A 13,135-nucleotide genomic window follows, 5' to 3' on the forward strand; every position below is an offset into this window, starting at 1 on the left:
TACCTTTTATTGGATAAATCTTAATAAAAAGGTTAACAATATTATATAACACTCCACAAAATATCTTATTTCCCATATGCAACTCATTGTGTTTGAGAGGTTGGCTCTAAATAGGGAGGGGCATCGATATGGATTTTTAGACATATGAGAGTTGTTTTTGGATAAAGTTACGAAATATAATCTTGATATAGAAAATAAAATAGGATGGTATGTATGGCCAGTATGTTAGACATAGAAGATTTTAATATTGATGAACAAAATGAATTAGAGAGTGAAGAATTAGAGCAAATTCCAAGAGCTGAGCGTAAGCTTAGAACTCAGCCATACGATAAATCGGTGATTGATTTGGTTGAAATGATTAAAAGAGGAGAAATATGTCTCAGACCTAATTTTCAGAGAATGGCTGTTTGGGATAATAAAAGAGCATCATTATTAATTGAGTCTATTTGGTTAAATATTCCGATACCGCAAATATTTGTGTCTGTTGAAGATGATGGAAAGTGGAATGTGATTGATGGACAACAACGATTGACCACCCTCTATAGATATTTAAATAATGAATTTAAACTTAGAGGATTGGAGGTGTTGCCAGAATTAAATAATAAATATTATAAGGATTTAGATGATAAACCTAAAAGATTATTACATGGTGGTAATATTCGGATTGTTGCTATTCATGAGGATTCTCATCCTGATATCAAGTTTGATGTTTTTATGAGGATTAATCAGGGAGCAGTTCAGTTAAATCCTCAAGAGCTAAGAAATTGTTTATACCGTGGGCCCTTAAATGATCAATTGCATGAGTTAGCAGGCAATAAATACTTTTTAGATATATTAAATTTAACCAAACCTCATAACAGATTTAAAGATGTAGAGTTAATTTTAAGAATTTTAGCAATGTTTGATGCATCTCACGAAAATTTCTCTAGCTATCCAAGTGTAATGAAGAAGTTTTTAAATAACTATATGAGAAATAATAGAAATGCAGATACTAATAAAAGAAATGAAATTTATTCACTATTTAACTCAAATATTGAAAAGGTTTATAATGTTTTTGGGAAGTCTGCATTTAAAAAATGGAATCCTAAAGAAGATAGTTTTGATAAGAATTTAAACCTTTCTTTAATGGATTGTTTAATGTTGGCATTTGAGGATTATTCTTTAAATAGCATTATAAATAAAAAATCTAAAATTTTAGAGGAATATAAGAAAGCATTCATTGAAAATGATGACAATAAAGTCTTTTTACAAGCTATCACAGAAGGAACATCTAAAAAATCTAAAATTATTGATAGAGTTGATTTCATGAAGAAACTGATGGAGAAAGTAATGTTATGAAGCTTTTTGCATCAATATATGATGAGAAAGAGTATTTTGATTCTATTGATTACTTATATAATTTAATTGAGGGAAAAAATACTGAATTTATAACCAATTTGATATTTATACAGTTAGTTATTTCTTTAGAGGTGTTTATTGAAAGGCTATCAAAACCACTAAAAAAAGAATATAAAAATTTTTGTATGAATACTCTACCGCCAAGAATAAAAATTGAACATTGTAAAGAAATTATAAAGTCTTTAAATGATAAATTATACTCAAGCATTGAAGCTCATAAAAAAGACTGTGAAACTTTATTCTTGGATTTAAGTAAAATTTGGTCAGATAAAAGTATAACTCATAAAGTAAAGTTAAATTTTGACCTTAAGTTCAGATCAGGGAAACATGGAGATGCAGAAATAATAAAGATATTTGAAAAACTAGGGATTAACAATATATTTAAAGAAATGAAAATTAAAAATAAAGAGGGGAGTTTAATTTACATGGATGAATTCATTGATGCACAATTATTCATTCAAGAGCTTGTAGAAAAAAGGAATTTAGCAATTCATCAAGGAGTAAAATTATCTTCTCAGTTTAGTGTTAAAGAGGTTGGTAATAAAATTTATGTACTAAAAGAGATTCTAAAAGAAATAAATAAGATCATGGATAAGCATTTGAATGGTTTATATTTTAAAAAAGCTCTTATGAATCCAAACAATATTCAGCCATCCATCAGTAATAATGAATGTTTTTCTAATGCATGCTATGCATGTATTTAATAATTTTTATTTTTAATGATTAAAAAAGCGGTCAAAAATCACAATGAATTTTGATCGCTCTTTTTATTACTTTTACTTACGTATTATTTTTGTTTTTTCAAAAATTCAACGCCAGTATCTGGGAAGTCGGTGAATACACCGGTTGCGCCAGATTTATTCAATAATGCATCGTACATTTGATTTACGTCAGTGAAGAATTCAGGTAAAGCATCTTTACGCACGGTGTATGGGTGTAATTCCACTTTGTATTGTGCGAGTTCTTTCACTAATGGGGTGTACACGATGTTGCCTGGTTTAGATTTTTCTTTATCCACTAACATGTACCAGCCTGGGCCAACGCCGTCAGCATATTTCACCACTTCAGCCATTGCACCTGGTTTGAACATCCAATCGTAATCGTAGTTCACCCATTTGCCTTTCGCATCTTTTTCTTCAGTTTCATGCCAGTCGGTGTATGCCACTAATTGAACAAGTTTTAAATCCATGCCCATTTTTGGTAGCAATTCGTTTTTGATACGTTTTAACTCATTGAAGTCGAAGGTTTGTAAGTAAACCATGTCAGATTTCTTATCGTAACCGTATTTTTTCAACACTTTAAGGGTTTCAACTGCAATGTCTTTGCCGTTTTGGTGGTGGAACCAAGGCGCTTTGATTTCAGGATAGATACCCACTTTTTTACCAGTCGATTTTTCTAAACCTTGGATGAATTCTAACTCATCTTCAAAAGTATGGATTTTGAAGTGTGATTTCCAAAGTGGGAAACGGCCTGGATATACTGCAACTTGTTTACCATCTTTGGTTTCAAAGTTTTCAGTCATATTTAAACTTTGAATTTCTTTTAAGGTGAAATCGATTACGTAGTAACGACCATCTTTACGATGACGATTTGGGAATTTTTTCGCGACGTCAGTTAAACCATCTAAGAAGTGGTCATGGATAACCACTAAACGACCATCTTTTGTCATCGCTAAGTCTTGTTCTAAGTAGTCTGCATGTTGTGCGAATGCAAGTGCTTTAGACTCAAGTGTATGCTCTGGTAAGTAACCACTTGCACCACGGTGCGCAATGATAATTTTGTCTGATTTCATAGTGTCCACAGAAGAGTGTGCGCTACATCCTGCAAGTACGCCTGCAGCTAATAAAGAAAGCGCTAAAGTTTTGAGTTTCATTGTGTGTTCTCCTTGATTTACTTATTACATCTTGGTTTCATGTCGTAAAAATAGATTTCACTAATTTCACGGTCATATCCTGGATAAAATCCTTTTGGCATCCCTAACACAATTTGTTTGCCTCGGTTTGCATGGACAAGTAGTTGTTTCGTTTTTGGATTCACATTCAAGCCTTCGACTTCGCCGACATCTCGAATGTCATTCAATGTTTTTTCTAAAACAACGCGAGCTTCATTATTTTTATCTGAAATTTCTACACGATAAATATGATCGGGTTCTTTTTCATCTGCCGTACCATCATCAGATGTGACGTAGAGATCACCGTTATAGGCATAAACACCTTGAATCCATTGTGGAACAGGTTGTAAATGCACTTTACGTTTATATTTACCGGTTGAAAGATCATATTCATATAAATAACGACCACTTTCCTCACCAACCCAAGATGCCATCCAAACAGAATTGTGAACGGTATCTACAGTGATGCCGGAAACTTCGACTTGACCAGACTCAGGATTAAAATCAACTGATCTTTTTAATGCGAGTGTGTCAGGGTCATGGATAGCAATTTGAATGTTTTTCCCTACGCCAGCATCAAACCATTCAGAAGAAACATAAAGTTCATTGTTGTAGATATCAATGTCGCCAATGTGATTGGCTTCCTTTTGGTAGCCGACAAAAGGATCTTTATTTTCTTTAATCAGTTTTCCATCCATATCATATTTAGATAGCGTTTTACTGCCTGATACATATAAATATTTACCATCAGTGGTAATGCCTTGACGTCCGTTGACTTCGAGCACTTTGTCTAATTTATAAGTATAAGCGGGGAGTGCTGAACGATAGGGCGCTTCACAAGTTTGATTTGCGAATGCTGCATTTGCCATAACTGCCGCGCCTAATATAATGGTTAATTTATTCAATTTCATCACATTATCTCCTTTTAAAGTGCGGTTAGAAATTCAGTTGTTTTTGTAATAAAAAAGGCGGCAAGCCTTCGCCTGTCGCCTTTAATTTATAGATTATTTACCGTAGGTATCACCTAATTTAGCTTTATGTTTACCTTCTTCAACCATTACGATGAAGAGTAATAACACCGCTAAGACACCACCACCGATCATAACGTAGAAACCGCCGTCCCAGCCATAGTGTTGTGCTGCCCAACCGATAACAGCTGAAGCTGACACAGTACCACCTAAGTAACCGAATAAACCGGTGAAACCTGCTGCTGTACCAGCTGCTTTTTTCGGTGCAAGCTCAAGAGCGTGTAAGCCGATTAACATTACAGGACCGTAGATTAAGAAACCGATTAAGGTCATTAAGATGAAGTCAGTTAATTGATATGGGTTTTCATACCAAGCTGCATAGTTTGCAAGTTCTGCTTCTGGTGTAGCTGGGTTCATCCAGTATGCTACAACTGCTGCGGTAGTTAAGATCATGAAGATGAAACCTGTTAAACCACGTTTACCTTTGAAGACCTTATCTGATACCCAACCACATAATAATGTACCTGGAACTGCTGCTAATTCATAAATGGTGTAAGCCCATGCGGTACCTTTGATGTTGAAGTGTTTTACTTCACTCAAGTAAACAGGAGACCATTTCAATACGCCGTAGCGGATTAAGTATACGAATACGTTAGCAATCGCGATGTACCATAACAATTTGTTTTTCAATACATAAGTTACGAAGATTTCTTTTGTGCTTAAATCGTTTTCGTAAGTTTTTTCGTTATAGTCATCTGGGTAGTCATTACGCCATTTTTCGATTGATGGTAAACCACAAGATTGTGGAGTATCACGCATCACGAAGTAAACTGGAATTGCACAGATCATTGCCGCAATACCCGGATAGTAGAGGGATTGTTGCCAAATGTCTTTTGCTTGTGCTTCGATACCATGAGTGCTGAAGAACACGGCACTTGCTAATAGCACCATTGCACCCGGCATCATACCACCGATGTTGTGTGCAGTATTCCAGATAGATACGATAGTACCGCGTTCTGATTTAGACCACCAGTGTACCATTGTACGACCACATGGAGGCCAACCCATACCTTGGAACCAACCATTTAAGAAGATCATTACCCACATGATGGCAACGCCAGAGGTTGCCCATGGGAATAAACCCATCATGGTCATACAAAGACCAGAAAGCAATAAACCAAATGGTAAGAATACGCGAGGGTTCGAACGGTCAGACATACCTGCCATTACGAACTTAGATAAACCGTAGGCAAGACCAGCCGCCGAGCCGATAACACCTAGTTGCGCTTTTGTGTACAAGCCCTGTTGAATTAAACCGGGTTGTGCTAAGTCAAAGTTTGCACGTACAAAATAGTAAGCGGCATAACCAAAGAAGATCCCTGCAAACACTTGCCAACGTAAGCGTTTATACGTGGAATCAATTTTCTCCGCTGGAAGTTCCGCAATATGCGGAGCGGGTTTAAATGGTCCAAACATAATTTCTCTCCAAAATCATTTTAATTATGAGTCCACCCCGACAATGGGGATAGCGTGCATGATAAAATAAAAATAGAAATTAAAAAGAGAAATAATTCAAAAATGTGATGTATTTCACAAAAAAAAATTTAACAAATGAGCGAATACGAAAATTATGTGATCTACTTCACAAAATGGCTTTCTTTTTCGCTCAAAATGTTGTGAATTTAACCGCTCTCCCATACAATAGCCATGGAATTTGTAACAGTTTTTACGTTTCTTTTTATTAATATTTTGGCTTTGGGGGTAACAATGGGATTATCGCCTAATATGTATCGTGATGTGGGTGATTTTTCACCTATCTCGACGGATGTGATTATCATTGGTGGCGGTGCAACAGGTGCAGGGATTGCTCGTGACTGTGCATTGCGTGGAATTAACTGTATTTTATTAGAGCGTCGTGATATTGCGACAGGCGCAACAGGTCGTAACCACGGTTTGTTACATAGTGGTGCGCGTTATGCCGTGAACGATCAGGAATCAGCAGAAGAATGTATTAAAGAAAATAAAATTCTGCGCAATATCGCTCGTCACTGTGTGGATGAAACAGAAGGTTTATTTATCACCTTACCTGAAGATTCCCTTGATTATCAAAAAACCTTCATCGAAAGTTGTACCAAATCTGGTATTGAAGCTGTCGCCATTGATCCTAAACTTGCTCAAATTATGGAACCATCGGTAAACCCAGATTTAGTGGGGGCCGTTGTTGTGCCTGATGGTTCTATCGATCCTTTCCGTTTAACCGCCTCCAACGTGATGGATGCCACCGAAAATGGCGCGAAAATGTTCACTTATTGCGAGGTGAAAAACTTAATTCGCGAAGGTGGCAAAGTAATCGGTGTAGATGTTTACGATCACAAAAATCGCGTAAATCGCAAATTCTTTGCGCCATTAGTCGTCAATGCAGGTGGTATTTGGGGACAAGGCATCGCAGAATATGCGGATCTCAAAATCAAAATGTTCCCTGCAAAAGGCGCATTACTTGTCATGGGGCACCGTATCAACAAAATGGTGATTAACCGCTGTCGTAAACCGGCGGATGCGGACATTCTTGTGCCGGGCGATACTATTTGCGTTATCGGTACAACCTCTAGCCGTATTCCTTACGATCAAATCGACAATATGGAAGTGACTCCAGAAGAAGTGGATATTCTTTTCCGTGAAGGGGAAAAACTCGCACCAAGCTTGCGTCATACTCGCGTATTACGTGCTTATGCAGGCGTGCGTCCATTGGTGGCGACAGATGATGACCCATCTGGTCGTAACGTAAGCCGTGGTATCGTGTTACTTGACCACGCAGAACGTGACGGCTTAGACGGCTTTATCACTATCACTGGCGGCAAATTAATGACTTACCGTTTAATGGCAGAATGGGCAACGGATCTCGTTTGTAAAAAACTCAACAAAACAGCACGTTGTACAACAGCTGAGCGTCCATTACCGGGTTCAAGTGAAAGCCGTGCAGAAACCAATCAGAAAGTCATTTCACTTCCAAGTCCGATTCGTTATTCAGCGGTGTATCGTCATGGTTCTCGTGCCACTCGTTTATTAGATAAAGAACGTCTTGATCGTTCAATGGTGTGTGAATGTGAAGCCGTGACAGCAGGTGAAGTACGTTATGCCGTTGATGAATTAAATGTGAATAACTTAGTGGATTTACGTCGCCGTACTCGTGTGGGTATGGGGACTTGCCAAGCTGAGCTTTGCGCATGCCGTGCGGCGGGTTTAATGAACCGTTTTGAAGTGGCAACACCTCGCCAATCTACCACACAATTAACCTCTTTCATGGAAGAGCGTTGGCGCGGTATTGAGCCTATTGCATGGGGTGAAGCGATTCGTGAAGCCGAATTTACTTCGTGGATGTATGGCAGTGTGTTGGGCTTAAATGATGTTCAACCGCTTGAAACTGACAAACAGCAAGGGACGGATAGCAATGAATTTTGATGTAGTGATTATTGGTGGCGGCCTTGCAGGTTTAACTTGTGGCATCGCCTTACAAGAACAAGGCAAACGTTGTGTGATTATCAATAACGGCCAAGCGGCGATTGATTTTGCATCTGGCTCATTGGATTTATTAAGCCGTTTACCAAATGGTGCGTTTGTTAAAAATATTCCTGAAAATTTGACCGCACTTGCAGCTCAATTACCACAACACCCTTATAGCATTATGGGGGCTGAACGTGTATTAGCGAAAGCACAAGATTTCGAAAAATTAGCGGAATCATTAAATTTAGATTTAATTGGTTCAACTGCAGAAAATCATCTTCGCGTAACGGGTTTAGGTAGCTTACGTGGTGCATGGCTTTCACCAAATAGTGTGCCAACTGTGCAAGGCAAAAAACCATTCCCTTATAAAAAAATTGCGATTTTAGGCATTGAAGGCTATCACGATTTCCAACCAGAATTATTGGCGGATAACCTTACGCTCAATCCACAATTTGCACATTGTGAAGTAAAAACGGGCTTTTTAAATATTCCAGAATTAGATCAGTTACGTGCCAATTCTCGTGAATTCCGCAGTGTGAACATTGCGCAAGTTTTAGAATATAAACTGAAATTTGATGATCTTGTGGCTGAAATGAAAGAAGCAGCAAAAGGTACAGAAGCGATTTTCTTACCCGCTTGTTTCGGTTTAGAAAATCAAGAGTTTATGGAGTCACTTCGCAAAGCAACTGGCTTGCCATTATTTGAATTACCAACCTTGCCACCTTCTTTATTAGGTATGCGCCAACGTATTCAATTACGCCATCGTTTTGAGAAATTAGGTGGACTAATGATGAATGGTGATAGCGCATTAAAAGCACATTTTCATGGCAACAAAGTTCGCGCAATTCAAACACGTTTGCACGAAGAGGAAGAAATCACAGCAGAACATTTTGTCTTAGCTTCCGGCAGTTTCTTCAGTAAAGGTTTAGTTTCTGAATTCGATAAAATCTACGAACCCGTATTCCATTCTGACATCATCGGTGTGGAAGGCTTTAACGATACGGATCGTTTTACTTGGACTAATCACCGTTTCTCAAATCCACAACCGTATCAATCTGCAGGCGTGGCGATTAATACGCAATGCCAAGTACAAAAGAGCGGTCAATTTTTAACGAATTTATATGCGGTGGGTAATGTGATTGGTGGTTTCAATGCGTTAGAGCTTGGTTGTGGTTCTGGCGTGGCAGTGGTAACAGCGCTTGCTGTTGCTGATGAAATTCTTCACAACACACATTAAGGAGGCGTTATGAACATTCAACAATTAATTGATAATGCAAAACAATCCCTTAATGCACCACAACATCATCATGCGTTTGATGAAAGCTTTGAGAGCTGTATTAAATGTACGGCTTGTACAGCAGTATGTCCGGTTTCGCGTCAAAATCCAAACTATCCAGGTCCAAAACAATCTGGCCCAGATGGTGAGCGTTTACGCTTAAAATCAGCCGAACTTTATGATGAAGCATTGAAATACTGTACTAACTGTAAACGTTGTGAAATTGCCTGTCCGTCCGATGTAAAAATTGGTGATATTATTGTTCGCGCAAGAAACAAATACCTTGCTCAACAACACAAGCCAGCCGTGCAAAAATTACGTGATGCGATTTTAAGTAATACCGATATTATGGGGTCACTTAATACACCGCTTGCACCAATTGTGAATACGATTACAGGTTTGAAAGCGACAAAATTTGTGTTGGAAAAAGCATTAAAAATCAGCCGTCATCGTACGTTACCAAAATATTCCTTTGGTACGTTCCGCAGCTGGTATATGAAAAAAATGTTGGAAAGCCAACAAAAATTCGAACGCAAAGTGGCGTATTATCACGGTTGTTATGTGAACTATAATAATCCACAATTGGGTAAAGAATTTATTCAAGTATTCAATGCCATGGATATTGGTGTGGTGTTATTGGAAAAAGAAAAATGCTGTGGCTTGCCATTGAGCGTGAACCAATTCCCAGAACGTGCGAAGAAAATTGCACAATTTAACACCGATTACATCAGTAAAATGGTGGATGAAAATGGCTTGGATGTGATCAGCGAAGCATCAAGTTGTGCCTTAAATTTACGTGATGAATATCATCATATTTTAGGCATCGACAATGCGAAAGTTCGTCCGCATATTCACATGGTGACACCATTCTTGTATCAACTCTTTAAAGAAGGTAAAACCTTACCACTTAAACCACTCAAATTGCGTGTGGCTTATCACACCGCATGTCACGTGGATAAAGCGGGTTGGGCACCATACACCTTGGAAGTGTTAAAACAAATTCCAGGTTTAGAAGTAGTGATGTTACCATCACAATGTTGTGGTATCGCAGGAACATACGGTTTCAAAGAAGAAAACTATGAGGTTTCCCAATCTATCGGTAAAAACTTATTCGATAACATCAATGCAGGCGGATTTGATTACGTGATCTCTGAATGCCAAACTTGTAAATGGCAGATCGATATGTCATCTAACGTGACTTGTATCCATCCATTGACGTTATTGTGTATGTCGATGAATCAAGCTTAGAGAAAAGAGCGGAAACTGATAAAAAAGTGACCGCTCTTTTTGTTATTCAATCCAATATGGAGAATTAATTATGCAAAAAATCTTCAAGGTTTCCTTACTTGCTGTGCTTTCATCTCTTGCAGTAAACAGCTTTGCCAGCACGGCAGAAGTGAAAGTGCTTGAGCCTCAATTAAACTATCAACAACTTCTTACTCAAAGACAGGTTGTGGATGAGTTGCTTGAACAAGCAGTGAAAATCCAAAACTCACCGGCTCGTGTTTCAAATGCAGGTTTTACCGCGAAACTTCCTTCCAATATGGAGCGTATTGCGGATCTTTTATTAGAAGCGTATAAGCTTGAGCCTTATCGTGTGGATTTTTTGTTTGGTGCAGCGAATGCTAATATTTATAACGGCAATACCGATAAAGCCATTGAGCTTTATCAAAAAGTGCTTGATGTGGCGCCAGATGATGTGAAAGCGCATACTTACTTGGCTGCATGGAATCGTTTTAAAGGTAATCAAACAGAAACAACAAAACATTTAGATCGCTTAAAACAACTTTCACCAGAAAGTGCGAGCAAATTAGAGAAAGTTTTTGCCGTAATTGACAAAGCAGCTAATCAGCCAATTACTGACAAACTTGAAGCCAAGTTACCGGCGCAATCGGCGATTATTACGTTGGGGTACGCTTTAAATCCAGATGGCAGTATGCATGATATTTTGGTACAACGTTTAGAGAAAACCTTAGAAATTGCGAATCAAAATCCAGATGCGTTAATTATTGTGACAGGCGGAGTGCCACAAAACAATAAAACCGAAGGGGATTTAATGAAGCAATGGTTGATTGAGAAAGGCGTTGATGCAAGCCGTATTTATTCTGATAACTATGCACGTTCAACAGTCGAAAATGCGCTTTTCTCTCGTTACTCTTTAGCAAAACACAAAATCAAACATGCTGTGTTGATTAGTTCGGGTAGTCATGTTCGTCGTGGACAAGCGTTATTTGAAATTGCGACGCAAGAATCTGGTCCACAAGGTCTTGTGATTGAAACGGTCGCCGCATTAGATAAACCGTTAGATCAGTTACAAAAAATTACGGAGAAAGACTTGCTGGGTATTTATCGCGACAGTTTAAAAACAATGGGATTACCAATGTTTAACAGCGGTGCATTGCAAGATTAATTAATCCTTCAAAACGAAAGTGCGGTGAAATTTCACCGCACTTTTTATTTTCTCTTTCGATTAAAGAATATGTTGATATTGTTCTAACATTTCTTTTGGCCATACACTTGATTGCACTTCACCAATGTGTTTTTTGTGAAGTAAAAGCATAGCCATACGAGATTGACCGATACCACCACCGATGGTGAGAGGTAATTTGCCGTTTAATAAATCTTGGTGCCAATCCATTTTTAAGCGATCTTCATCACCGGTTAAGCCAACTTGTAAACGTAATGCGGATTCATCCACACGAATACCCATTGAAGAAAGCTCAAACGCTTTACCTAACTCAGCGTTCCACACCAAAATATCACCGTTTAAGCCTTTGTAGCCGTTTTCAGATTCAGTTGTCCAGTCATCATAGTCTGGTGCACGACCATCATGTGGTTTACCGTCTGATAATTTGCCACCAATACCGATTAAGAACACGGCGCCATATTCTTTACAAATCGCATTTTCACGCTCTTTGCTTGAAAGATCTGGGTAGCGTTTCACTAAATCTTCACTGTGAATGAAGGTGATTTCTTTTGGTAAGCTTGATGGGATATCAAAACGAGCTTCTACTGCTAATTCAGTTAAACGGATTGCACGATAGATAGAACGTACAGTTTCTTTTAAATAAGCAAAGTTACGACGACCTTCAGGAATCACTTTTTCCCAGTCCCATTGGTCCACATAAACAGAGTGAGTTTGATCCAATGAATCTTCATCTGGACGTAATGCTTTCATGTGCACAAATAAGCCTTCGCCTTCTTTAAAGTGGAAACGTGCTAAAGTGTGACGTTTCCATTTTGCTAATGAGTGAACCACTTCATAAACCGCATTTGGGATGCATTTCACGTTTACTTGAACCGCTTTCTCAATGCCTGATAAGTTATCTTGCATACCGTTGCCAACCTCACTAAGGATTGGACCTTGCACTTCGATGATGCCAAGTTGCTCAATTAAGTTTTGAGTAAAGGTGTTCTTCACAAAGCTAATTTCTTGTTGTTGTAAAATAAACGTCTTTTTCATATTTATCCTTCTTTTTATAATAACTGGTAAGATTTGTTGTGCATTATTCAATAAAATTGCAAATTGTTTCAAGTAATTTCTTTACATTGTTTTAAATGTTGAATATTATCAAAAATAAAGAAGATATTTTAAAAAAGATCTAACAGGGGGCTATATGCACAATATCGATACGCTCGATCGACAAATTCTCCGAGTACTGACCAAAGATGCTCGTACGCCTTATGCAGAAATGGCAAAAAGCTTTGGTGTGAGCCCTGGTACGATTCATGTTCGCGTAGAGAAAATGCGTCAATCTGGTTTGATTGAAGGCACAAAAGCGATTATTGATGAGCGTAAGTTGGGTTACGATGTGTGTTGCTTTATTGGCATTATTTTGAAAAGCGCAAAAGATTACGAAAAAGTGATTAAAAAGCTCGACACTTTTGATGAAGTGGTGGAAGCCTATTACACCACAGGTAACTATTCGATTTTTATTAAAGTGATGACGCACACCATCGCCGAATTACATTCTGTGTTAGCGACTAAAATTCAGCTGATTGATGAAATTCAATCGACGGAAACTCTGATTTCCATGCAAAATCCTATTTTACGAGACATTAAACCTTAATGTTATCGAAACAATAAAGGCGTGTATTAAA

The 13,135-nt window shown here is 38.0% G+C and carries 11 protein-coding genes; 7 read left to right on the forward strand and 4 right to left on the reverse strand.

The genetic code is table 11. The annotated features are described in order from the left end of the window. Positions 1–213 precede the first annotated feature (213 nt). Both O3746_RS06935 and O3746_RS06940 read left to right on the forward strand, forming a co-directional pair. Positions 214–1,338: a DUF262 domain-containing protein gene (locus O3746_RS06935; protein ID WP_371448312.1), complete on the forward strand. Its 1,125-nt coding sequence runs from the start codon at positions 214–216 to the stop codon at positions 1,336–1,338. Continuing rightward, complete coding sequence (locus tag O3746_RS06940) at positions 1,335–2,102, forward strand: hypothetical protein (protein WP_371448314.1); 768 nt, start codon at positions 1,335–1,337, stop codon at positions 2,100–2,102. Before O3746_RS06935 ends, O3746_RS06940 begins: the two co-directional genes overlap by 4 nt. Before the next feature lie 83 nt (positions 2,103–2,185). On the opposite strand, the gene glpQ is transcribed toward O3746_RS06940, so the two are convergent. From glpQ to glpT, 3 genes are all read right to left on the reverse strand, one after another. Next, positions 2,186–3,271 carry a glycerophosphodiester phosphodiesterase gene (gene glpQ, locus O3746_RS06945; protein ID WP_005697412.1) on the reverse strand — a complete coding sequence of 362 codons (1,086 nt, stop codon included), beginning with the start codon at positions 3,269–3,271 and terminating at the stop codon, positions 2,186–2,188. 17 nt (positions 3,272–3,288) lie between these two features. Beyond that, complete coding sequence (locus O3746_RS06950) at positions 3,289–4,200, reverse strand: hypothetical protein (protein ID WP_371448317.1); 912 nt, start codon at positions 4,198–4,200, stop codon at positions 3,289–3,291. A 93-nt stretch (positions 4,201–4,293) separates the two neighbouring features. After that, entirely contained in the window at positions 4,294–5,733 is a 1,440-nt protein-coding gene (gene glpT / locus O3746_RS06955) for a glycerol-3-phosphate transporter (RefSeq protein ID WP_371448319.1), read from the reverse strand. A gap of 291 nt (positions 5,734–6,024) precedes the next feature. On the opposite strand from glpT, the gene glpA reads away from it, so the two are divergent. From glpA to O3746_RS06975, 4 genes are all read left to right on the forward strand, one after another. Then, a complete protein-coding gene (gene glpA / locus O3746_RS06960; RefSeq protein WP_371448321.1) occupies positions 6,025–7,716 on the forward strand; it encodes an anaerobic glycerol-3-phosphate dehydrogenase subunit A in 1,692 nt (563 codons plus the stop codon). Further along, positions 7,706–8,995: a glycerol-3-phosphate dehydrogenase subunit GlpB gene (gene glpB, locus O3746_RS06965; protein WP_371448323.1), complete on the forward strand. Its 1,290-nt coding sequence runs from the start codon at positions 7,706–7,708 to the stop codon at positions 8,993–8,995. The genes glpA and glpB overlap by 11 nt, the downstream gene beginning before the upstream one ends. Positions 8,996–9,004: 9 nt before the next feature. Beyond that, entirely contained in the window at positions 9,005–10,282 is a 1,278-nt protein-coding gene (gene glpC, locus O3746_RS06970) for an anaerobic glycerol-3-phosphate dehydrogenase subunit GlpC (protein ID WP_111328750.1), read from the forward strand. A 70-nt stretch (positions 10,283–10,352) separates the two neighbouring features. Then, positions 10,353–11,444, forward strand: a complete 1,092-nt coding sequence (locus tag O3746_RS06975) for an ElyC/SanA/YdcF family protein (RefSeq protein WP_371448326.1) — start codon at positions 10,353–10,355, stop codon at positions 11,442–11,444. 60 nt (positions 11,445–11,504) lie between these two features. Here the strand turns inward: O3746_RS06975 and asnA are convergent, their stop codons facing one another. Next, entirely contained in the window at positions 11,505–12,497 is a 993-nt protein-coding gene (gene asnA, locus O3746_RS06980) for an aspartate--ammonia ligase (RefSeq protein ID WP_070582924.1), read from the reverse strand. A 154-nt stretch (positions 12,498–12,651) separates the two neighbouring features. Between asnA and asnC the strand changes: the two genes are divergently transcribed. Continuing rightward, positions 12,652–13,104, forward strand: a complete 453-nt coding sequence (gene asnC, locus O3746_RS06985; RefSeq protein ID WP_049357122.1) for a transcriptional regulator AsnC — start codon at positions 12,652–12,654, stop codon at positions 13,102–13,104. Positions 13,105–13,135 lie beyond the last annotated feature (31 nt).

Source organism: Haemophilus sp. 27098_8_127 (assembly GCF_041433495.1).
In the GTDB taxonomy this organism is placed as follows: Bacteria; Pseudomonadota; Gammaproteobacteria; order Enterobacterales; family Pasteurellaceae; genus Haemophilus_D.

Excerpts from the sequence above, each read along its gene's own strand:
- O3746_RS06935 (WP_371448312.1), top strand. The coding sequence starts at position 214 with ATGGCCAGTATGTTAGACATAGAAGATTTTAATATTGATGAACAAAAT.
- O3746_RS06940 (WP_371448314.1), top strand. The coding sequence starts at position 1,335 with ATGAAGCTTTTTGCATCAATATATGATGAGAAAGAGTATTTTGATTCT.
- glpQ (WP_005697412.1), bottom strand. The coding sequence starts at position 3,271 with ATGAAACTCAAAACTTTAGCGCTTTCTTTATTAGCTGCAGGCGTACTT.
- O3746_RS06950 (WP_371448317.1), bottom strand. The coding sequence starts at position 4,200 with ATGAAATTGAATAAATTAACCATTATATTAGGCGCGGCAGTTATGGCA.
- glpT (WP_371448319.1), bottom strand. The coding sequence starts at position 5,733 with ATGTTTGGACCATTTAAACCCGCTCCGCATATTGCGGAACTTCCAGCG.
- glpA (WP_371448321.1), top strand. The coding sequence starts at position 6,025 with ATGGGATTATCGCCTAATATGTATCGTGATGTGGGTGATTTTTCACCT.
- glpB (WP_371448323.1), top strand. The coding sequence starts at position 7,706 with ATGAATTTTGATGTAGTGATTATTGGTGGCGGCCTTGCAGGTTTAACT.
- glpC (WP_111328750.1), top strand. The coding sequence starts at position 9,005 with ATGAACATTCAACAATTAATTGATAATGCAAAACAATCCCTTAATGCA.
- O3746_RS06975 (WP_371448326.1), top strand. The coding sequence starts at position 10,353 with ATGCAAAAAATCTTCAAGGTTTCCTTACTTGCTGTGCTTTCATCTCTT.
- asnA (WP_070582924.1), bottom strand. The coding sequence starts at position 12,497 with ATGAAAAAGACGTTTATTTTACAACAACAAGAAATTAGCTTTGTGAAG.
- asnC (WP_049357122.1), top strand. The coding sequence starts at position 12,652 with ATGCACAATATCGATACGCTCGATCGACAAATTCTCCGAGTACTGACC.